General features: G+C 56.9%; 23 protein-coding genes. 18 read left to right on the top strand and 5 right to left on the bottom strand.

Translation table 11 applies throughout. From position 1 onward, the window contains the following. The first annotated feature begins 51 nt into the window (after positions 1-51). Positions 52-786 carry a phosphoadenosine phosphosulfate reductase gene (gene cysH, locus CKK19_RS11650; RefSeq protein ID WP_063853185.1) on the top strand — a complete coding sequence of 245 codons (735 nt, stop codon included), beginning with the start codon at positions 52-54 and terminating at the stop codon, positions 784-786. A gap of 93 nt (positions 787-879) precedes the next feature. Here the strand turns inward: cysH and CKK19_RS11645 are convergent, their stop codons facing one another. After that, a complete protein-coding gene (locus CKK19_RS11645) occupies positions 880-1,923 on the bottom strand; it encodes an aminopeptidase (RefSeq protein WP_023298484.1) in 1,044 nt (347 codons plus the stop codon). A 237-nt stretch (positions 1,924-2,160) separates the two neighbouring features. Between CKK19_RS11645 and cysG the strand changes: the two genes are divergently transcribed. From cysG to CKK19_RS11590, 11 genes are all read left to right on the top strand, one after another. Continuing rightward, positions 2,161-3,519 carry a siroheme synthase CysG gene (cysG, locus tag CKK19_RS11640; protein ID WP_063853184.1) on the top strand — a complete coding sequence of 453 codons (1,359 nt, stop codon included), beginning with the start codon at positions 2,161-2,163 and terminating at the stop codon, positions 3,517-3,519. A 9-nt stretch (positions 3,520-3,528) separates the two neighbouring features. After that, entirely contained in the window at positions 3,529-4,437 is a 909-nt protein-coding gene (cysD, locus tag CKK19_RS11635) for a sulfate adenylyltransferase subunit CysD (RefSeq protein ID WP_006811770.1), read from the top strand. 9 nt (positions 4,438-4,446) lie between these two features. Continuing rightward, complete coding sequence (cysN, locus tag CKK19_RS11630; protein ID WP_063200645.1) at positions 4,447-5,871, top strand: sulfate adenylyltransferase subunit CysN; 1,425 nt, start codon at positions 4,447-4,449, stop codon at positions 5,869-5,871. Beyond that, positions 5,871-6,476: an adenylyl-sulfate kinase gene (cysC, locus tag CKK19_RS11625; protein WP_022649188.1), complete on the top strand. Its 606-nt coding sequence runs from the start codon at positions 5,871-5,873 to the stop codon at positions 6,474-6,476. Before cysN ends, cysC begins: the two co-directional genes overlap by 1 nt. A gap of 58 nt (positions 6,477-6,534) precedes the next feature. Further along, a complete protein-coding gene (locus tag CKK19_RS11620) occupies positions 6,535-6,861 on the top strand; it encodes a DUF3561 family protein (protein ID WP_006811767.1) in 327 nt (108 codons plus the stop codon). 79 nt (positions 6,862-6,940) lie between these two features. Next, complete coding sequence (ftsB, locus tag CKK19_RS11615; protein ID WP_003862095.1) at positions 6,941-7,252, top strand: cell division protein FtsB; 312 nt, start codon at positions 6,941-6,943, stop codon at positions 7,250-7,252. 19 nt (positions 7,253-7,271) lie between these two features. Continuing rightward, the gene (gene ispD, locus CKK19_RS11610; RefSeq protein ID WP_000741569.1) at positions 7,272-7,982 is read left to right on the top strand and encodes a 2-C-methyl-D-erythritol 4-phosphate cytidylyltransferase; all 711 of its coding nucleotides are present in this window, start codon (positions 7,272-7,274) and stop codon (positions 7,980-7,982) included. Then, on the top strand, positions 7,982-8,461 hold the full coding sequence (gene ispF / locus CKK19_RS11605) for a 2-C-methyl-D-erythritol 2,4-cyclodiphosphate synthase (RefSeq protein ID WP_003862097.1): 480 nt from the start codon (positions 7,982-7,984) through the stop codon (positions 8,459-8,461). The genes ispD and ispF overlap by 1 nt, the downstream gene beginning before the upstream one ends. Then, positions 8,458-9,507 carry a tRNA pseudouridine(13) synthase TruD gene (gene truD / locus CKK19_RS11600; RefSeq protein ID WP_023298481.1) on the top strand — a complete coding sequence of 350 codons (1,050 nt, stop codon included), beginning with the start codon at positions 8,458-8,460 and terminating at the stop codon, positions 9,505-9,507. The genes ispF and truD overlap by 4 nt, the downstream gene beginning before the upstream one ends. Then, the gene (gene surE / locus CKK19_RS11595) at positions 9,488-10,249 is read left to right on the top strand and encodes a 5'/3'-nucleotidase SurE (protein ID WP_063853183.1); all 762 of its coding nucleotides are present in this window, start codon (positions 9,488-9,490) and stop codon (positions 10,247-10,249) included. The genes truD and surE overlap by 20 nt, the downstream gene beginning before the upstream one ends. Next, positions 10,243-10,869: a protein-L-isoaspartate(D-aspartate) O-methyltransferase gene (locus CKK19_RS11590; protein WP_022649184.1), complete on the top strand. Its 627-nt coding sequence runs from the start codon at positions 10,243-10,245 to the stop codon at positions 10,867-10,869. The genes surE and CKK19_RS11590 overlap by 7 nt, the downstream gene beginning before the upstream one ends. A 94-nt stretch (positions 10,870-10,963) precedes the next feature. Here CKK19_RS11590 and CKK19_RS25380 read toward each other — a convergent pair whose 3' ends face one another. Next, positions 10,964-11,095, bottom strand: a complete 132-nt coding sequence (locus tag CKK19_RS25380; RefSeq protein ID WP_306173474.1) for a peptidase — start codon at positions 11,093-11,095, stop codon at positions 10,964-10,966. Between CKK19_RS25380 and nlpD the strand changes: the two genes are divergently transcribed. Both nlpD and rpoS read left to right on the top strand, forming a co-directional pair. Continuing rightward, the gene (gene nlpD, locus CKK19_RS11585) at positions 11,037-12,110 is read left to right on the top strand and encodes a murein hydrolase activator NlpD (RefSeq protein WP_318654001.1); all 1,074 of its coding nucleotides are present in this window, start codon (positions 11,037-11,039) and stop codon (positions 12,108-12,110) included. The two genes, CKK19_RS25380 and nlpD, sit on opposite strands and share 59 nt — an antisense overlap. Before the next feature lie 60 nt (positions 12,111-12,170). Then, a complete protein-coding gene (gene rpoS / locus CKK19_RS11580; protein ID WP_022649182.1) occupies positions 12,171-13,163 on the top strand; it encodes an RNA polymerase sigma factor RpoS in 993 nt (330 codons plus the stop codon). Between the two features lie 50 nt (positions 13,164-13,213). Here rpoS and CKK19_RS11575 read toward each other — a convergent pair whose 3' ends face one another. Both CKK19_RS11575 and CKK19_RS11570 read right to left on the bottom strand, forming a co-directional pair. After that, positions 13,214-13,591: a DUF4440 domain-containing protein gene (locus tag CKK19_RS11575; protein ID WP_063853181.1), complete on the bottom strand. Its 378-nt coding sequence runs from the start codon at positions 13,589-13,591 to the stop codon at positions 13,214-13,216. Next, entirely contained in the window at positions 13,588-14,790 is a 1,203-nt protein-coding gene (locus tag CKK19_RS11570) for an MFS transporter (protein ID WP_063853180.1), read from the bottom strand. Before CKK19_RS11570 ends, CKK19_RS11575 begins: the two co-directional genes overlap by 4 nt. Positions 14,791-14,899: 109 nt before the next feature. On the opposite strand from CKK19_RS11570, the gene CKK19_RS11565 reads away from it, so the two are divergent. Continuing rightward, positions 14,900-15,787, top strand: a complete 888-nt coding sequence (locus CKK19_RS11565; RefSeq protein ID WP_023298477.1) for a LysR family transcriptional regulator — start codon at positions 14,900-14,902, stop codon at positions 15,785-15,787. Here CKK19_RS11565 and CKK19_RS11560 read toward each other — a convergent pair. Further along, positions 15,784-16,191, bottom strand: a complete 408-nt coding sequence (locus CKK19_RS11560; RefSeq protein WP_022651767.1) for a MarR family winged helix-turn-helix transcriptional regulator — start codon at positions 16,189-16,191, stop codon at positions 15,784-15,786. The genes CKK19_RS11565 and CKK19_RS11560 overlap by 4 nt on opposite strands. A gap of 172 nt (positions 16,192-16,363) precedes the next feature. Here CKK19_RS11560 and CKK19_RS11555 point away from each other — a divergent pair, with 172 nt between their 5' ends. From CKK19_RS11555 to CKK19_RS11545, 3 genes are read left to right on the top strand one after another with little or no spacing between them, the layout of a single operon-like run. After that, positions 16,364-16,966: a non-oxidative hydroxyarylic acid decarboxylases subunit B gene (locus CKK19_RS11555; protein WP_003862111.1), complete on the top strand. Its 603-nt coding sequence runs from the start codon at positions 16,364-16,366 to the stop codon at positions 16,964-16,966. After that, the gene (locus CKK19_RS11550; protein WP_023298476.1) at positions 16,956-18,383 is read left to right on the top strand and encodes a non-oxidative hydroxyarylic acid decarboxylases subunit C; all 1,428 of its coding nucleotides are present in this window, start codon (positions 16,956-16,958) and stop codon (positions 18,381-18,383) included. The genes CKK19_RS11555 and CKK19_RS11550 overlap by 11 nt, the downstream gene beginning before the upstream one ends. Before the next feature lie 10 nt (positions 18,384-18,393). Next, entirely contained in the window at positions 18,394-18,615 is a 222-nt protein-coding gene (locus CKK19_RS11545) for a non-oxidative hydroxyarylic acid decarboxylases subunit D (protein WP_003862116.1), read from the top strand. Positions 18,616-18,750 lie beyond the last annotated feature (135 nt).

Here is an 18,750-nt window from a genome sequence, read left to right as displayed (position 1 = left end):
TAGGCCGGGCAAACGCAGTGCCGCCCGGCGAAACAGGCAAACGAGGTTCTTATGTCCGTACTCGATCTAAACGCCCTTAATGACCTGCCAAAAGTTGAACGCATTCTGGCCCTGGCAGAAACTAACGCCCAACTGGAAAAGCTCGACGCCGAAGGGCGCGTGGCGTGGGCGCTGGAAAACCTGCCGGGAGACTATGTGCTTTCGTCGAGCTTTGGCATTCAGGCGGCGGTCAGTCTGCATCTGGTGAATCAGATCCGTCCGGACATTCCGGTGATCCTCACCGATACCGGCTATCTGTTCCCGGAGACCTATCAGTTTATCGACGAGCTGACGGACAAGCTCAAGCTGAACCTGAAGGTTTATCGCGCAACCGAAAGCGCGGCCTGGCAGGAGGCGCGTTACGGCAAGCTGTGGGAGCAGGGCGTTGAGGGCATCGAGAAATACAATGAGATCAACAAGGTCGAGCCGATGAACCGCGCGCTGAAAGATCTTCATGCGCAGACGTGGTTTGCTGGGCTCCGCCGCGAGCAGTCCGGGAGCCGGGCAACGCTGCCGGTGCTGGCGGTGCAGCGTGGCGTGTTCAAAGTGCTGCCGATCATCGACTGGGATAACCGCACGGTGTACCAGTATCTGCAAAAGCACGGGCTGAAGTACCATCCGCTGTGGGAGCAGGGCTACCTGTCGGTAGGCGACACCCATACCACGCGTAAATGGGAACCGGGAATGGCGGAAGAAGAGACGCGATTCTTTGGGCTGAAGCGCGAGTGCGGGCTGCACGAAGGGTAATGTTTTTTCGCCCGGTGGCGGCTACGCCTTACCGGGCCTACGTTTCGTGCCGTTGTAGGCCCGGTAAGCGCAGCGCCACCGGGCTTAATTGCATTAGGCTTTCCCCGCTTTCGCCAGCTCCTTCACCAGCGGCAGCATCACTTTCACGACATCCCGGCTGCGGTGCTCAATCCGCTGCGGCAGCGTTTTATCAATGTGCTGCTGGTTATCCAGCCGCACGTCATGCCAGCTGGTCCCGTTTGGGAACGCCTTCGATTTAGCGCGCTGTTGATAGCCATCTTTTTTGCCCAGCGCCCAGTTAGTTGCCTCGACGTACAGCACCGGAATGCCCGCCTTATCAAACACTTCACCGTCATTACAGCAGCCCGTGCCTTTGGGATAATCGGGGTTACCACCCGGATTTGTCGCGGCATAGACGCCATGCGTGCGGGCAAGCGCCAGCGCGCGGTCGCGGGTGAGTTTACGTACGCTGCTCGGCGTGCTCTGTCCGCTATTAAAATAGAGCTTATCTCCCACGATCAGATTATCGAGGTTAATCACCAGCAACGTATTTTTCTTCTCCTCAGCGGTCATGCGCTTAAGGAGATTCTCAGCGCCGAGTTTTCCTTCTTCTTCACCGCTGGTCGCAACAAAGCGAATGCTGTATTTCGTCGGAATATTCTTCAGGCGTTCGGCCAGCTCAAGCATGACGCCCAGCCCCGCCGCATTGTCATCCAGTCCCTGAAGCGTCAGCCCGCCGAGGTTATTATCGACATCGGCGTCGCTCATCGGCGTGTAGGTATCAAGGTGCGCCATAATAATAATCTGCTCAGCCGCCTTTCCTTCGTGCGCCGCAATGACCGTGCTGCCGGTTACGTTATGCCAGTTCTGCGTTTTATTGCGTGAGGTATAGATGTAGCGGCTGTGGAAAGCGCGAATGTCGCTCTCATAGCCCATATCCGCAAACTGCTGACGAATATAGTCTGCCGAGAGCATTTCGGCTGGGGTTCCGGTCATGCGGCCCGGAAAGACCGTCGCAATATGCCGCGCCTGCATACTGGCTATTTCACCGTAAGATTGATTTTTTGCCTGAGCCGGAAGGATAAAGCAAACGCCGAGCGCCAGGGCAACGAATCGGTGGCGCATTGCGGAAAACATAGTGAGTCCTTAAAAACAGAGCAAAATTTTAACCCGCATAGTATGAAACTGTGATCGGGTAGACACAATTTGAATTGCGCTTAAATGCCCGAAATTTCGCGTGTTAAGCACTTTTTGATATTTGCTTTTCCATGGCGTTATTCCATTGAGTAACTACTCATTCCAATTCGTAATTTCATTCGGTCTAAGCCGCCCCCTATAGTCCCTTTATTCCTGGTTGTTAGTGAGTTGTTGCCTGTGGACTATCTCCCCCTTTTTGCTGCCTTGAAAGACCGACCGGTACTGGTTGTCGGGACGGGTGAAATTGCCGATCGCAAAATCGCGTTCCTGCAACGCGCCGGGGCGCAGGTGCAGGTCGTTGCAGAGGCGGATTTTGAAGAGTCTCAGATCGACAGCGTGGTGCTGGTGATTGCGGCAACCGAAGATCGGGCGCTCAACCGCCGAATCTCCGACGCAGCTCAGGACCGTCACCGTCTGGTGAACGTGGTAGACGACCAGCCGCTGTGCTCGTTTATCTTCCCGTCGATTGTTGACCGCTCGCCGCTGCTGGTGGCGATCTCCTCCGGCGGCACCGCGCCGGTGCTGGCGCGCGTACTGCGGGAAAAAATCGAAGCGCTGCTGCCGACCAGCCTCGGGCGCATGGCGGAGAAGGCCAGCTACTGGCGCAACCACCTTAAAACGCGTCTGACCAGCGTGACGGAACGCCGTCGCTTCTGGGAGCGTGTGTTTCGCGGCCGCTTTGCCAGCCTGATGCATGCCGGTAACGAGACGGCGGCGCAAAAAATTCTCGAGGACGAACTGGATAACCCCGGCAGTACGGGCGGGGAGATCATTCTGGTGGGCGCCGGGCCGGGCGATGCCGGGCTGCTCACGCTGCGTGGCCTCCAGGTTCTTCAGGATGCGGATGTCGTGTTCTACGACCATCTGGTCACCGACGGTATTCGCGAACTGATCCGCCGTGACGCGGAGCAAATCTGCGTTGGTAAACGTGCCGGCGAGCACTCCGTGCCGCAGCACGACACCAATCAAATGCTGATTGCCGCCGCGAAAGCGGGCAAGACCGTGGTGCGCCTGAAAGGGGGCGACCCGTTTATCTTCGGCCGTGGTGGCGAGGAGTTGCAGGCGGCAGCCGAAGCGGGCGTCCCGTTCCAGGTGGTCCCCGGCATTACGGCGGCGTCTGCCGTCACGGCCTACGCCGGTATTCCGCTGACCCATCGTGATTACGCCCAGAGCGTGACCTTTGTGACCGGGCACTACAAAGCCGACAGCACGCCGTTTGACTGGTCGCATCTTGCCCAGAGCCGACAAACCCTGGCGATTTATATGGGCACGATGAAAGCGGCGGATATCAGCGAACAGCTTATTCAGCACGGTCGCGATGCGGCGACGCCGGTTGCCGTCATCTCTCGCGGCACGCGCGTCGATCAGCACGTCGCCATCGGCACGTTACAAAACCTTGCAACCCTGGCGAAAGATGCCCCTATGCCCGCCCTGATCGTGGTGGGAGAGGTGGTGCAGCTGCACGACACCCTCGCCTGGTTCCAACACACAACCGATACGGAAGGCTTTGGTTCTTCTGTTATAAATTTGGCTTAAGGAACGGTTATGGACCAAAAACGACTTACTCACCTGCGGCAGCTCGAAGCGGAAAGTATCCACATTATCCGCGAAGTGGCCGCCGAGTTCTCTAACCCGGTGATGATGTACTCCATCGGTAAAGATTCCAGCGTCATGCTGCACCTGGCGCGTAAAGCGTTTTATCCGGGGACGCTGCCGTTCCCGCTGCTGCATGTGGATACCGGCTGGAAATTCCGCGAGATGTACGAGTTTCGTGACCGTACCGCCAAAGCCTACGGCTGCGAGCTGCTGGTGCACAAAAACCCGGAAGGGGTGGCGATGGGCATCAACCCGTTCGTGCACGGCAGCGCCAAGCATACCGATATCATGAAAACTGAAGGGCTGAAGCAGGCGCTGAATAAATACGGTTTTGATGCGGCCTTCGGCGGCGCACGGCGTGACGAAGAGAAATCCCGCGCCAAAGAGCGTATCTACTCTTTCCGCGACCGCTTCCACCGCTGGGACCCGAAAAACCAGCGTCCGGAGCTGTGGCACAACTACAACGGCCAGATCAACAAGGGCGAAAGCATTCGCGTCTTCCCGCTCTCCAACTGGACCGAGCTGGATATCTGGCAGTACATCTATCTGGAAAATATTGAGATCGTTCCGCTGTATCTGGCAGCAGAGCGCCCGGTCCTGGAGCGCGACGGCATGCTGATGATGATCGACGACGATCGCATTGATTTACAGCCGGGTGAAGTGATCAAAAAACAGATGGTCCGTTTCCGTACTCTCGGCTGCTGGCCGTTGACCGGCGCGGTGGAATCCAGTGCGCAGACGCTGCCGGAGATCATCGAGGAGATGCTGGTGTCGACCACCAGTGAGCGACAGGGCCGCGTGATTGACCGCGACCAGGCAGGCTCCATGGAGCTGAAGAAACGTCAGGGTTATTTCTAAGGAGCCGCCATGAATACGACTATTGCCCAACAAATTGCCGATGAAGGCGGCGTAGAAGCTTATCTGCACGCCCAACAGTACAAAAGTCTGCTGCGATTCCTGACCTGCGGCAGCGTTGATGACGGGAAAAGTACCCTGATTGGTCGTCTGCTGCACGACACGCGACAAATTTACGAAGATCAGCTCTCTTCCCTGCACAACGACAGTAAACGCCACGGCACCCAGGGCGAAAAACTCGACCTGGCGCTGCTGGTGGACGGCTTGCAGGCGGAGCGCGAGCAGGGCATTACCATTGATGTCGCCTATCGCTACTTCTCTACCGAAAAGCGCAAATTTATTATCGCCGACACCCCGGGGCATGAGCAGTACACCCGTAACATGGCGACCGGCGCGTCCACCTGTGACCTGGCGATCCTGCTGATGGACGCCCGTAAAGGCGTGCTGGATCAGACGCGTCGTCACAGCTTTATCTCTACGCTGCTGGGGATCAAACACCTGGTGGTGGCGGTGAACAAAATGGATCTGGTGGACTACAGCGAAGCGCGATTCGACGAGATCCGCCAGAGCTACCTGACCTTTGCTGAACAGCTGCCGGGCAACCTCGATATTCGCTTTGTGCCGCTGTCGGCGCTGGAAGGGGATAACGTCGCCTCTCAGAGCGCGAACATGCCGTGGTACAGCGGCCCGACGCTGCTGGAGGTGCTGGAAACCGTTGAAATTCAGCGCGTGGTTGAGACCCAGCCGATGCGCTTCCCGGTGCAGTACGTAAACCGTCCGAACCTCGATTTCCGCGGCTTCTCCGGCACCCTTGCGTCCGGCTCGGTCAACGTGGGCCAGCGCGTGAAGGTGCTGCCGTCCGGCGTGGAATCGACCATTGCCCGTATCGTCACCTTTGATGGCGATCTGGACGAAGCAGGGGCAGGTGAAGCAGTAACCCTGGTGCTAAAAGACGAGATTGACATCAGCCGCGGCGATCTGCTGGTCGACGCGCAGGAAACGCTGGCGGCGGTGCAGGGCGCATCCGTGGACGTGGTGTGGATGGCGGAACAGCCCCTGACCGCAGGCCAGAGCTATGACATTAAAATTGCCGGCAAGAAAACCCGCGCCCGCGTGGACGGCATTCAGTTCCAGGTGGACATCAACAACCTGACCCACCGTGACGTGAGCGAGCTACCGCTGAACGGCATCGGTCTGGTGGATCTGACCTTCGACGAGCCGCTGGTGCTGGATCCGTATCAGCAGAATCCGGTGACGGGCGGGCTGATCTTTATCGACCGCCTGACCAACGTCACCGTCGGCGCCGGGATGGTCCGTGAACCAAACACGCAGGCTACCGTGGCCTCTGAGTTCAGCGCGTTTGAACTTGAGCTGAATGCGCTGGTGCGTAAACACTTCCCGCACTGGGGCGCACGCGATTTGCTGGGAGGCATGTAATGGCTGCCCATGATGAGAACGTCGTCTGGCATCCTCATCCGGTCACCGTCGCCCAGCGCGAACAGCTCCACGGTCACCGTGGGGTTGTGCTGTGGTTTACCGGGCTGTCTGGCTCCGGTAAATCCACGGTGGCAGGCGCGCTGGAAGAGGCGCTGCATCAGCAGGGAGTGAGCACCTACCTGCTGGACGGCGACAACGTGCGTCACGGACTGTGCAGCGATTTAGGGTTCAGCGATGAAGACCGTAAAGAGAACATTCGCCGGGTGGGAGAAGTCGCCAGCCTGATGGCGGATGCCGGGCTGGTGGTGCTGACGGCGTTTATCTCACCGCACCGCGCCGAACGTCAGATGGTGCGTGAGCGCGTGGGCCGGAATCGCTTCATTGAAGTGTTTGTGGATACGCCGCTGGCAATCTGCGAAGCGCGCGATCCGAAAGGGCTGTATAAAAAAGCCCGCGCGGGAGAGCTGCGAAACTTCACCGGTATTGACTCGGTTTACGAAGCGCCTGAATCCCCTGAGATTCATCTGGAAGGTCAACAATTGGTAACAAATTTAGTAAGCCAATTATTAGACCTGCTCAGACGGGACGATATTATCAGATCCTGAGACGGTATCGTTCGGGAGCTGTCTTCCCGAGCGATGAGTCACGGTCACAGGATTAGCTATGCGCAACAGTGAAAACTACATGATTACCACCGGGTCGGAACCGTTAACGACCGACGACGAGACGACCTGGTCCTTCCCTGGGGCGATTGTCGGCTTTGTGTCGTGGCTACTGGCGCTGGGTATCCCGTTCTTGATCTACGGTGGAAACACCCTCTTTTTCTTCCTCTATACCTGGCCTTTCTTCCTCGCGCTGATGCCCGTTGCGGTTGTGGTGGGCGTGGCGCTGCACTCCCTTTTCAACGGCAAGCTCCTGTATAGTACGCTCATCACTATCGCCACCGTTGTGGTCATCTTTGGCCTGCTGTTTTTATGGCTGATGGGCTAACTTACGGCATAATTAAAACCCCGCAGTAGAGTCCAGCGGAAAGTTATGGGATGATGATGCCGTTTTTTCAGGGGGCAGGATGGGTAAACTAACGCTGCTGTTGCTGGCTTTGCTGGTCTGGCTGCAATATTCGCTGTGGTTCGGCAAAAACGGACTGCACGACTACAGCCGGGTGAGCGATGACGTCGCGGCACAGCAGGCGACAAACGCCAAACTTAAAGCGCGTAACGATCAACTTTTTGCTGAAATTGATGACCTCAATGGCGGCCAGGAGGCGATTGAGGAGCGCGCACGCAATGAACTTAGTATGACTAAGCCGGGTGAAACGTTTTATCGCCTGGTTCCGGATGCGTCTAAACGCAATCAGGGCTCCGCACAAAACAATCGATAATCAGGCCCAGGATTACGACATGGCAGCAACTTTTTCGGACGTCTGTGCCGTGGTGCCGGCCGCAGGTTTTGGCCGGCGTATGCAGACAGAATGTCCTAAGCAGTATCTCTCAATTGGCGATAAAACGATCCTCGAGCACGCCGTGGCGGCGCTGCTGGCGCATGCCCGGGTGAAACGCGTTGTTATTGCCATCAGCCCCGGCGATGCACGTTTTGCGCAGCTCCCGCTGGCAAATCATCCTCAGATTACCGTCGTTGACGGCGGCGCAGAGCGGGCTGACTCCGTTCTGGCGGGCATTCAGGCTGCCGGGAACGCGCAGTGGGTGCTGGTGCACGATGCCGCGCGTCCCTGTCTGCATCACGACGATCTGTCGCGTCTGCTGGCCCTGAGTGAAACCAGTAAAGTGGGCGGCATTCTGGCCGCCCCGGTGCGTGACACCATGAAGCGTGCCGAACCGGGTAAACCAGCGATTGCCCACACCGTCGAGCGCGTCGATCTATGGCACGCGCTGACGCCACAATTTTTTCCCCGCGAATTACTCCACGACTGCTTAACGCGTGCGCTTAAAGAAGGTGCGACCATTACGGACGAAGCCTCGGCGCTGGAGTATTGCGGTTTCCACCCCACGCTTGTTGAAGGGCGCGCTGATAATATAAAAGTGACGCGCCCGGAAGACTTACAACTCGCGGAATTTTATCTTACCCGTACGACCCCTCAGGAGAAGGCATAATGCGTATTGGACACGGTTTTGATGTACACGCCTTTGGCGGCGTTGGCCCAATTATCATTGGCGGCGTGCGCATTCCTTACGAAAAAGGTCTGCTGGCGCATTCTGATGGAGACGTGGCGCTGCATGCGCTGACCGACGCGCTGCTGGGTGCCGCTGCGCTGGGCGACATTGGCAAACTGTTCCCGGACACCGATCCTGCTTTCAAAGGCGCAGACAGTCGCGAACTGCTGCGCGAAGCCTGGCGTCGTATTCAGGCCAAAGGCTACACCCTCGGCAACGTTGATGTGACGATCATTGCCCAGGCACCGAAGATGCTGCCACATATCCCTCAGATGCGCGTGTTTATCGCTGAAGATCTGGGCTGCCATATGGACGACGTCAACGTCAAAGCGACCACCACGGAGAAGCTGGGCTTTACCGGTCGTGGCGAAGGCATTGCCTGTGAAGCCGTGGCGCTGCTGGTGAAGGCGGCCAAATGACGGATTTCGACAATCTGACGTATCTGCACGGTAAACCGCAGGGCAAGGGTCTGCTGAAAGCCAACCCTGAAGATTTCGTGGTAGTGGAAGATCTGGGTTTTGAGCCGGACGGCGAAGGCGAGCACATCCTGGTGCGCATTCTGAAAAACGGCTGCAACACCCGTTTCGTGGCGGACGCGCTGGCAAAATTCCTCAATATTCACGCCCGCGAAGTGAGCTTTGCCGGTCAAAAAGATAAACATGCCGTGACCGAACAGTGGCTTTGCGCCCGCGTGCCCGGCAATGCCATGCCCGATTTAAGCAAATTTGAGCTTGAGGGCTGTAAGGTACTGGAGTACGCCCGCCATAAACGCAAATTGCGTCTGGGCGCACTGAAAGGCAATGCCTTTACCCTGGTGTTGCGCGAAGTGACCGAACGCGAGGACGTTGAAAAACGCCTGAAGGCCATTAACGAACGCGGCGTACCAAACTATTTCGGCGCTCAGCGCTTTGGTATCGGTGGTAGCAACCTGCTGGGCGCGCTGCGCTGGGCGCAAAGCGGTGCACCGGTGCGCGATCGTAATAAACGCAGTTTTTGGTTGTCGGCGGCCCGCAGTGCGTTGTTTAATCAGATTGTGAGCGAGCGGCTGAAAAAACCGGACGCGAATCAAGTTGTTGTCGGCGATGCGCTACAATTAGCGGGACGCGGAAGCTGGTTTGTGGCAACGGCCGAAGAGATGGCCGATGTCCAGTCGCGCGTGGACGCTAAAACGCTGATGATTACCGCCGCCTTGCCGGGTTCAGGCGACTGGGGAACCCAGGGCGAGGCGCTGGCCGCTGAGCAGTCAGCGGTGGCGGATGCGCCAGAATTACAATCGTTGCTGGTGCGGGAAAAGGTCGAGGCGGCACGTCGTGCGATGCTCCTCTACCCGCAACAGCTGAGCTGGAACTGGTGGGATGACGTAACCGTCGAGTTACGCTTCTGGCTGCCGGCAGGTAGCTTTGCCACCAGTGTTGTCAGGGAACTTATCAACACGTCGGGTGATTATGCGAATATTGCTGAGTAACGATGACGGGATCCAAGCGCCAGGTATTCAGACGCTGGCGCAACACCTCCGCGAATTTGCGGATGTGCAGGTCGTGGCTCCCGATCGTAACCGCAGTGGCGCGTCTAACTCATTGACGCTGGAGTCTTCACTCCGCACCTTTACCTTTGAGAATGGCGATATTGCCGTCCAGATGGGGACGCCGACCGACTGCGTGTTTCTGGGCGTGAACGCGCTGATGCGCCCGCGGCCGGACGTTGTGGTCTCCGGCATCAATGCCGGGCCAAATCTTGGCGATGATGTGATTTACTCCGGCACCGTGGCTGCGGCGATGGAAGGGCGTCACCTGGGGTTTCCGGCGCTGGCGGTCTCGTTAAACGGTCACACCCACTATGACACAGCCGCCGCGGTGACCTGCTCCATTCTCCGTGCGCTTGGCCGCGAGCCGCTGCGTACCGGACGTATCCTCAATATTAACGTGCCGGACCTCCCGCTGGACGAGATCAAAGGGATCCGCGTGACGCGCTGCGGCAGTCGCCATCCTGCCGATCAGGTTATTCCCCAGCAGGATCCGCGCGGCAATACCCTGTACTGGATCGGCCCGCCGGGAGCTAAATGCGATGCCGGACCAGACACCGACTTCGCTGCGGTGGATGAGGGTTACGTTTCCGTTACGCCGTTGCACGTAGATTTAACCGCTTATAGCGCGCATGATGTGGTGTCGGACTGGTTAGATCGGGTCGGAGTGAACGCGCAATGGTAAGTAAACGTGTACAAACTCTTCTGGAACAATTACGCGCACAGGGGATCGCCAACGAGCAGGTGCTGAACGCGCTTGCCCAGGTTCCCCGTGAGAAGTTTGTAGATGAGGCGTTTGAACACAAAGCGTGGGAAAACGTGGCGCTGCCCATTGGGCAAGGCCAGACGATTTCGCAGCCCTACATGGTGGCGCGTATGACGGAGCTTCTGGAGTTAACGCCAGAGTCCCGGGTGCTGGAAATTGGCACCGGTTCAGGGTATCAGACCGCGATCCTGGCTCACCTTGTGCACCATGTCTGTTCGGTGGAACGGATTAAAGGGTTGCAGTGGCAGGCGCGCCGTCGCCTGAAACAGCTTGATTTACATAATGTATCGACACGCCACGGCGATGGATGGCAGGGTTGGCAGGCTCGCGCCCCGTTTGACGCCATCATTGTCACGGCAGCGCCACCTGAAATCCCCACTGCGCTTCTTTCGCAGCTGGACGAGGGTGGCATTCTTGTATTGCCCGTCGGCGATGAGCAGCAGCTTTTGAAGCGCGTTCGTCGACGCGGCGGCGAGTTTATTATCGATACCGTGGAAGCCGTGCGCTTTGTGCCCCTGGTTAAGGGCGAACTGGCCTGAGACTCGGATTTTTCCAGGGTTATTAAGGCAAATTCAGCGTATGGTGTGGCGCGATAGATTCGTGCCATCACGGTTATTTTTAAGTCACTGGTAGTTAACACATTCCTGGGGGATAAATGAGCGCGGGAAGCCCAAAATTCACCATCAGCCGTGTTGCGGCATTATCACTGGTTTCGCTCTGGCTGGCAGGCTGTACAAGTTCAAATAACGCGCCTGCGCCCGTCAGTTCCGTTAATGGAACCAGCGGCTCGGGTAACACGTCCAGCGGAATGTTGATCACCCCTCCGCCTAAAATGGGCACCTCAACGGCGCAGCAAACTCCGCAGATTCAGCCGGTTCGGCGTCCAGTTACGCAGCCTACGCAGATTCAGGCAGTGGAACAGCCTGTTCAGACTGAAAATGGCCGCATAGTGTATAACCGTAAGTATGGGAACATTCCGAAAGGTAGCTATACCGGCGGCAGCACCTATACCGTGAAGCGCGGCGATACGCTGTTCTATATTGCCTGGATCACCGGGAACGATTTCCGCGATCTGGCACAGCGAAACAACGTCCAGGCCCCGTATGCTCTGGAAGTCGGGCAAACGCTTCAGGTTGGCAACGCGACGGGGACACCGCTTACGCCAGGCAACACCGTTTCAGCGGCCGACGTAACTGCGCAAAATAACAGCGTTACTCCTGCACAAAAAACCACCACGGTGGTTGCTTCACAACCTGTAATTACGTATTCTGAGGATTCAGGTGATCAGAGTGCTAACAAAATGTTGCCGAATAATAAAGGTACTGCGACTGTTGTCACAGCACCGACTACGGCACCTGTGGTTAGCTCTACTGTACCGACTGCAAGCAGTCAGAATGCCAGCTCGTCAATCACCACCTGGCGCTGGCCAACTGACGGCAAGATTATCGAGAACTTCGCTACCTCTGAGGGGGGCAACAAAGGGATCGATATCGCAGGCAGTAAAGGACAGGCAATCATCGCGACCGCAGACGGACGCGTTGTCTATGCCGGTAACGCACTGCGCGGTTACGGTAATCTTATTATCATCAAACATAACGATGATTACCTGAGTGCCTACGCCCATAACGACACTATGCTGGTCCGGGAACAACAAGAAGTTAAGGCGGGGCAAAAAATCGCTACCATGGGTAGCACCGGAACCAGTTCTACACGCTTGCATTTTGAAATTCGTTACAAGGGGAAATCCGTAAACCCGCTGCAATATTTACCGCAGCGATAAATTGACGGGGCATGCCAGCCAGGGTGTCTCGTCCAGGGATCACGGGTAGGAGCCACCTTTATGAGTCAGAATACGCTGAAAGTTCATGATTTAAATGAAGACGCGGAATTTGATGAGAACGGATCAGAGGCTTTTGACGAAAAAGCCTTAGTAGAAGAGGAACCCAGTGATAACGATTTGGCTGAAGAAGAGCTGTTATCGCAGGGTGCCACACAGCGTGTGCTGGACGCGACTCAGCTTTACCTTGGGGAGATTGGTTACTCCCCACTGCTAACGGCCGAAGAAGAAGTCTATTTCGCACGTCGTGCTTTGCGTGGTGATGTTGCCTCGCGTCGTCGCATGATCGAAAGTAACCTGCGACTGGTCGTGAAAATTGCCCGCCGTTACGGCAATCGTGGTCTGGCTCTGCTGGATCTGATTGAAGAGGGCAACTTAGGTCTCATCCGCGCAGTTGAGAAGTTTGACCCGGAACGCGGGTTCCGTTTCTCAACCTACGCGACCTGGTGGATTCGTCAGACCATCGAACGGGCTATTATGAACCAGACCCGTACGATTCGACTGCCGATCCACATCGTCAAAGAGTTGAATGTTTATCTGCGTACCGCGCGCGAGTTGTCCCATAAACTGGACCACGAGCCAAGTGCGGAAGAGATTGCAGAGCAACTCGACAAACCGGTTGATGACGTAAGCCGTATGCTGCGTCTCAACGAGCGCATTACCTCGGTTGACACCCCGCTGGGTGGTGACTCCGAAAAAGCGCTGCTGGACATCCTGGCCGATGAAAAAGACAACGGCCCGGAAGACACCACGCAGGACGATGACATGAAACAGAGCATCGTCAAATGGCTGTTCGAACTGAACGCCAAACAGCGTGAAGTGCTGGCACGTCGTTTCGGTTTACTGGGGTATGAAGCTGCGACACTGGAAGATGTCGGCCGTGAGATTGGCCTGACCCGTGAACGTGTTCGTCAGATTCAGGTTGAAGGGCTACGCCGCCTGCGTGAAATCCTGCAAGGGCAAGGTCTGAATATCGAAGCGCTGTTCCGCGAGTAAGCAACCATTCGTCAGAAAAGGCCCGTCGTGAGACGGGCCTTTTTTATGCCTTACGATTGCGCCGTTTCGTGCAGCAAACGCCAGGTGATGTTATCCCCTTCCTGATTAAGCACCGCGGTTGACCAGCGCACGTTGACGGGCTGGCCTGGCCGGTTTTGCGTCTCCCGGTAATGGAGCACCGCGCCGTTGTCCCATGTCTGAAGCGTTGTTAACGCATCAATGCCGATCCTGAGCCCGGGTCGGGTTCCCCGCTGCGCATATAAAAATTTGGCCAGAGCGTGATGATCTAAATGGGCGCCACTCGGTGGAACCATCAGAAAATCCGGACGGAAACGGGCGAGCAGGGCGTCCTGTTCGCCTTCGCCTGCACCTAACCAGTTTTCAAGGGCGACGTGGATGTCGAGGATCTCTTGTTCGAAATGGGTCATGGTTGCTCCTGTTGCAGTTGCGCAAGTAACTGCGTGTTATTAAGACGGTAGACGTACAGTACGGGCAGCAGAGTGATAACTGCGGCAAAAATAAACATCCCGTGCCAGGCGGCCAGCGGCGTAAAATAAGCTTGCATGAAGCTCAGCGCCTGCGCCAGCAGCAGGGTACCCGCAAAAAAGCTCAACTGACGATTCAGATTCCATAGCGCACTGGCATCAGGCATATCTTCCCGCCGCGTTGTCAAAAACGCGCTGCTCTGAGCCGTACTGCTGCAAAGGCTTCCCCCCGCACCCATTAACGCAAACGCAACGGCAGGTAACAGCATAGCCGGGCCGACGTTAATTAAAAGCAGAATGCCCGTTGCCTGCAAAAGGCAACCGATGACCACCAGCGGCCGCGGGTCGATACGGTTGAAATAGCGTCCTGTCGCGGTGATAGCCAAAAACGATGCCACAGACCACGGCAGCATAAGCATGCCCGTTGCGGTGGGCGTCATATTGGCCTCGCTCTGAAGGTAATACATGCCCGTTACGTTCACGCCAATAAAGATGCCGGGTACGCATACATAGATAAGCATGGATAAGCGCAACAGCGGATCCGTCAGCAAAGACAGGTTTACTATTCTGGTGGTGTTTATCGGTGACGGTTCTGTTTTAAGCCACGCGCAGGCCAAAACAAAGGTGACAATGGCGACGGGCAGGGTGGCAAAAAATATCCAGCGCCAGCTGAATGTCTGAACCAGCATGCCGCCCACAGCCGGTGAGCAGGCGGGGGCAAGCAGCGCGACCAGCATCACCGCCGAGGTGAGTCTGGCCCGCTCATGAGGCTTAAACTGTTGCCAGGTCAGCGCCTGACCAACCGGGATCAGTAAACCCCCTCCGGCGCCCTGCACGACGCGCCAGGCAATCAAACTTTCCAGCGAAGATGAGAGACCCGCCGCTACGGAGGCCGCGCTAAAGAGAAGCAGTGAGAGCAGAATAACGCGCTTCGGCCCGACGCGGCGCGTCAGAATACTGCTGAATGGGATGACTAACGTCAGCCCGGCAATGTATCCGTTACTTACCCAGGCAAGCGCGGAAGGTGTGGTATTGAATGCGTGAGCCATCGCCGGAAAGGCGACGCTGGCAATAAACATGTTTATCAAATCAAGGAAAAAACCGAGCAGAAAGACGACGGCGATTTTGCTGCGATACGTCATGGAAGTTCCTCCGGTGAGGTGGCGTATCGTATCGGCCCGCGCGTTACGGATAAACGCGACAAAGGACGATATACTGTCAACATTATTTTGACAGTTAACCAGGCAAGCGATGCTTAATTTACAGCGTACGGCGATGTTTATCGCCGTAGCGGACACCGGCAGTTTCACCGCCGCGGCGGAGGCGATGGGGCTGACAAAAGCGGTGGTCAGCTTTCATATTCGTCAGCTTGAAGAGGAGCTGGGCGTCACCCTGTTGCTGCGAACCACCCGACGCCTGACGCTGACCGAAGCGGGGAAGCTCTTTCATCAACGAAGCGTGATGCTGTTACGGGATGCAGAGCGATTGCAGGATGATGTTCGCGCCAACCACGCCGGGCTGACGGGAGAACTGCGGATCACCACCACGCCCGAGTATGGCTCGCAGGTGGTGGTGCCTTTGCTGGCTGAGTTTAGCCAGCTGCACCCTGATCTCCGCGTGCGGCATGTCTCGTCCTCTTTGCATGCCGATCTTATCGCCGAGCGCTTCGATGTCGCTATCCGGCTCGGCACGCTTGCAGATTCGCGCTACCACGCCGCGTTGATGACCTCCTTCACCATCCTGCCCGTGGCGACGCCATGCTGGCTGGCAAACCATCCGGTTGACTCGCTGGAGCAGCTGGCGGAAGCGGACTGGATCATTCACGAGCGTTTAACGTCGCCGCTGCGCTGGCAGGTGAGAGGCGTTGATCGGCATCCTGTTTCCTTTGAGATCAGAAAAGCGCCGCGCCTGTATGCAGACAGTGCCCAGGCGTTGATGGCTTTTGCCCTCGCGGGATGTGGCGTGGCGCTGTTGCCGGAGTGGCTGGTGCGTAACGCACTGGATGCAGGGAAGCTGGTCTCGCTGTTACCGGAGTACACGTTTGCTCAGCAGGGCATCTATGCTGTTTATCCCGATGCCCGGCATGTGCCCGCGAAAGTGCGAACATTTATTGATTTTATGCGCGTCAGGGTTACTTAACCCTGCATCATCTTTTTAATGAGCGCTGAAAATTGCTCTCGTTCCGCGCCGTTAAGGCGCCCTAAAAACGCCTCATCCACCTCATTTCCAATCGGTTTACTGCTCTCAAGCAGGGCCTCACCTTCGGCCGTCAGAAAGACAAACCGACGGCGTTTGTCCGCCGGATCGTGCTCGCGCCTGACCAGGCCGCGTGCTTCCATGCGGCTCAGCATTTCTGCCAGCGTCGCTTTGGTGCTCACCGCGACTTCAGTCAGGGCAACCTGCTCAATGCCAGGATTTTCAGCAATTGACCGCATCACCGCATATTGTGGTTTGGTCAGTTCGGGCAATGCGTGTTGCCACTGGGCGGTATGCTGTTGAAAAAGCTGACGTAGCAGGTGAAAAGCTTCTTGTCTTAACTCCATGGACACTCCGACGGAAAAATACTCCCTCTATGATAGCCGCTCTCGGGCTGAATTTTAACGCGAGAGTTTTTAGCGAATAGTGTGATCGTATGCGAACGATCTTGTCAGCAGCAGGATCCAGGCGTAGTTTAGTTAATATGTTCGTATACGAACAAAATAATTGAGGTGCTGAATGAGATTGATTGTGGGAATGACGGGCGCGACGGGTGCGCCATTAGGCGTGGCGTTGTTGCAGGCGCTGCGGGAAATGCCGGAGGTGGAAACGCATCTGGTGATGTCGAAGTGGGCAAAAACCACGATTGAGCTGGAAACGCCCTTCACTGCGCATGACGTTGCTGCACTGGCGGATGTCGTCCATAGCCCGGCCGATCAGGCTGCCACCATCTCCTCCGGCTCGTTTCGCACCGACGGCATGATCGTCATTCCGTGCAGCATGAAAACGCTGGCGGGTATCCGCGCGGGCTACGCCGAAGGGCTGGTAGGGCGTGCGGCAGACGTGGTGCTGAAAGAGGGACGCAAGCTGGTGCTGGTTCCGCGTGAGACGCCGCTCAGCACCATCCATCTTGAGAACATGCTTGCCCTTTCCCGCATGGGCGTGGCGATGGTGCCGCCTATGCCTGCGTACTACAACCACCCGCAAACCGCCGATGACATAACCCAGCATATCGTGACCCGCGTTCTCGACCAGTTTGGTCTGGAGCATAAAAAAGCCCGACGCTGGGAAGGTTTGCAGGCAGCGAAACATTTTTCACAGGAGAATAAAGATGGCATTTGATGATTTGAGAAGCTTCTTGCAGGCGCTCGATGAGCAAGGGCAACTGCTGAAAATTGAGGAAGAGGTAAACGCTGAGCCGGATTTAGCGGCCGCCGCCAACGCTACCGGACGCATTGGCGATGGTGCGCCTGCGCTGTGGTTCGATAATATTCGCGGCTTCACCGATGCCCGTGTGGTGATGAACACTATCGGCTCGTGGCAAAACCACGCTATTTCGATGGGGCTGCCAGCAAATACCCCGGTGAAAAAACAGATCGACGAGTTTATTCGTCGCTGGGACAAATTCCCCGTCTCGCCAGAGCGTCGTGCAAATCCGGCCTGGGCGCAGAACACGGTGGACGGGGAAGACATCAACCTGTTCGACATTCTGCCGCTGTTCCGCCTGAACGACGGTGACGGGGGCTTTTATCTCGATAAAGCGTGCGTTGTCTCCCGCGATCCGCTCGACCCCGATCACTTCGGCAAGCAGAACGTCGGGATTTACCGTATGGAAGTGAAGGGCAAGCGTAAGCTCGGCCTGCAACCGGTGCCGATGCATGATATCGCGCTGCATCTGCATAAGGCAGAAGAGCGCGGCGAAGACCTGCCTATTGCCATTACGCTGGGTAACGATCCGATCATCACCCTGATGGGCGCCACGCCGCTGAAATACGATCAATCCGAGTATGAGATGGCCGGTGCGCTACGCGAAAGTCCGTATCCGATTGCGACGGCTCCGCTGACCGGTTTCGATGTGCCGTGGGGGTCGGAAGTGATCCTGGAAGGGGTGATTGAAGGCCGAAAACGTGAAATTGAAGGGCCATTCGGTGAGTTTACCGGACACTACTCCGGCGGGCGCAACATGACGGTCGTGCGCATTGATAAAGTCTCTTACCGCACAAAACCCATTTTCGAATCTCTCTACCTGGGGATGCCGTGGACCGAGATTGATTATCTGATGGGGCCCGCTACCTGCGTGCCGCTCTATCAGCAGCTGAAGGCGGAATTCCCGGAAGTGCAGGCGGTAAACGCCATGTACACCCACGGCCTGCTGGCGATTATCTCCACCAAAAAACGATACGGCGGTTTTGCCCGTGCAGTCGGGCTCCGCGCCATGACCACGCCACACGGTCTGGGTTACGTGAAAATGGTGATTATGGTGGATGAGGACGTCGATCCGTTTAACCTGCCGCAGGTGATGTGGGCGCTGTCATCTAAGGTCAATCCGGCAGGCGATCTGGTGCAGCTACCGAATATGTCTGTGCTGGAGCTTGACCCCGGCTCCAGCCCGGCGGGGATCACTGACAAGCTGATCATTGATGCCACCACCCCTGTCGCTCCGGACAACCGTGGTCACTACAGCCAGCCGGTACAGGATCTCCCTGAAACCAAAGCCTGGGCCGAAAAACTGACCGCGATGCTGGCGGCACGTCAATAAGGAGGAAAAAATGATTTGTCCACGTTGTGCCGATGAACATATTGAGGTGATGGCAACATCACCGGTGAAAGGTGTCTGGACGGTATACCAGTGTCAGCACTGTCTGTATACCTGGCGCGATACCGAACCGCTGCGCCGTACCAGCCGCGAGCATTACCCGGAAGCGTTCCGCATGACGCAGAAGGATATTGATGAGGCACCGCAGGTGCCGACGATCCCGCCGCTGCTGTAATAAAAAGCCCGGAGGTGCTGCGCTTACCGGGCGATAATATCGTGCGGTCCTTTGCCCGGTGGCGCTACGCTTACCGAGCCTACGGGTTTTGTAGGCCGGGTAAGGCGAAGCCGCCACCCGGCAAAAAAGACCGCA

This window comes from Enterobacter sp. CCUG 70166 (assembly GCF_020224095.1).
In the GTDB taxonomy this organism is placed as follows: Bacteria; Pseudomonadota; Gammaproteobacteria; order Enterobacterales; family Enterobacteriaceae; genus Enterobacter; species Enterobacter intestinihominis.
The sequence above is the reverse complement of the archived record's forward strand: the minus strand, read 5'-3'. Positions and strand labels throughout refer to the sequence as shown.

Excerpts from the sequence above, each read along its gene's own strand:
- CKK19_RS11620 (WP_006811767.1), top strand. The coding sequence starts at position 6,535 with ATGCGCAACAGTGAAAACTACATGATTACCACCGGGTCGGAACCGTTA.
- cysH (WP_063853185.1), top strand. The coding sequence starts at position 52 with ATGTCCGTACTCGATCTAAACGCCCTTAATGACCTGCCAAAAGTTGAA.
- surE (WP_063853183.1), top strand. The coding sequence starts at position 9,488 with ATGCGAATATTGCTGAGTAACGATGACGGGATCCAAGCGCCAGGTATT.
- cysN (WP_063200645.1), top strand. The coding sequence starts at position 4,447 with ATGAATACGACTATTGCCCAACAAATTGCCGATGAAGGCGGCGTAGAA.
- CKK19_RS11555 (WP_003862111.1), top strand. The coding sequence starts at position 16,364 with ATGAGATTGATTGTGGGAATGACGGGCGCGACGGGTGCGCCATTAGGC.
- CKK19_RS11590 (WP_022649184.1), top strand. The coding sequence starts at position 10,243 with ATGGTAAGTAAACGTGTACAAACTCTTCTGGAACAATTACGCGCACAG.
- cysC (WP_022649188.1), top strand. The coding sequence starts at position 5,871 with ATGGCTGCCCATGATGAGAACGTCGTCTGGCATCCTCATCCGGTCACC.
- CKK19_RS11545 (WP_003862116.1), top strand. The coding sequence starts at position 18,394 with ATGATTTGTCCACGTTGTGCCGATGAACATATTGAGGTGATGGCAACA.
- ispD (WP_000741569.1), top strand. The coding sequence starts at position 7,272 with ATGGCAGCAACTTTTTCGGACGTCTGTGCCGTGGTGCCGGCCGCAGGT.
- CKK19_RS11560 (WP_022651767.1), bottom strand. The coding sequence starts at position 16,191 with ATGGAGTTAAGACAAGAAGCTTTTCACCTGCTACGTCAGCTTTTTCAA.
- ispF (WP_003862097.1), top strand. The coding sequence starts at position 7,982 with ATGCGTATTGGACACGGTTTTGATGTACACGCCTTTGGCGGCGTTGGC.
- CKK19_RS11570 (WP_063853180.1), bottom strand. The coding sequence starts at position 14,790 with ATGACGTATCGCAGCAAAATCGCCGTCGTCTTTCTGCTCGGTTTTTTC.
- cysD (WP_006811770.1), top strand. The coding sequence starts at position 3,529 with ATGGACCAAAAACGACTTACTCACCTGCGGCAGCTCGAAGCGGAAAGT.
- CKK19_RS11645 (WP_023298484.1), bottom strand. The coding sequence starts at position 1,923 with ATGTTTTCCGCAATGCGCCACCGATTCGTTGCCCTGGCGCTCGGCGTT.
- truD (WP_023298481.1), top strand. The coding sequence starts at position 8,458 with ATGACGGATTTCGACAATCTGACGTATCTGCACGGTAAACCGCAGGGC.
- ftsB (WP_003862095.1), top strand. The coding sequence starts at position 6,941 with ATGGGTAAACTAACGCTGCTGTTGCTGGCTTTGCTGGTCTGGCTGCAA.
- rpoS (WP_022649182.1), top strand. The coding sequence starts at position 12,171 with ATGAGTCAGAATACGCTGAAAGTTCATGATTTAAATGAAGACGCGGAA.
- CKK19_RS11550 (WP_023298476.1), top strand. The coding sequence starts at position 16,956 with ATGGCATTTGATGATTTGAGAAGCTTCTTGCAGGCGCTCGATGAGCAA.
- CKK19_RS11565 (WP_023298477.1), top strand. The coding sequence starts at position 14,900 with ATGCTTAATTTACAGCGTACGGCGATGTTTATCGCCGTAGCGGACACC.
- CKK19_RS11575 (WP_063853181.1), bottom strand. The coding sequence starts at position 13,591 with ATGACCCATTTCGAACAAGAGATCCTCGACATCCACGTCGCCCTTGAA.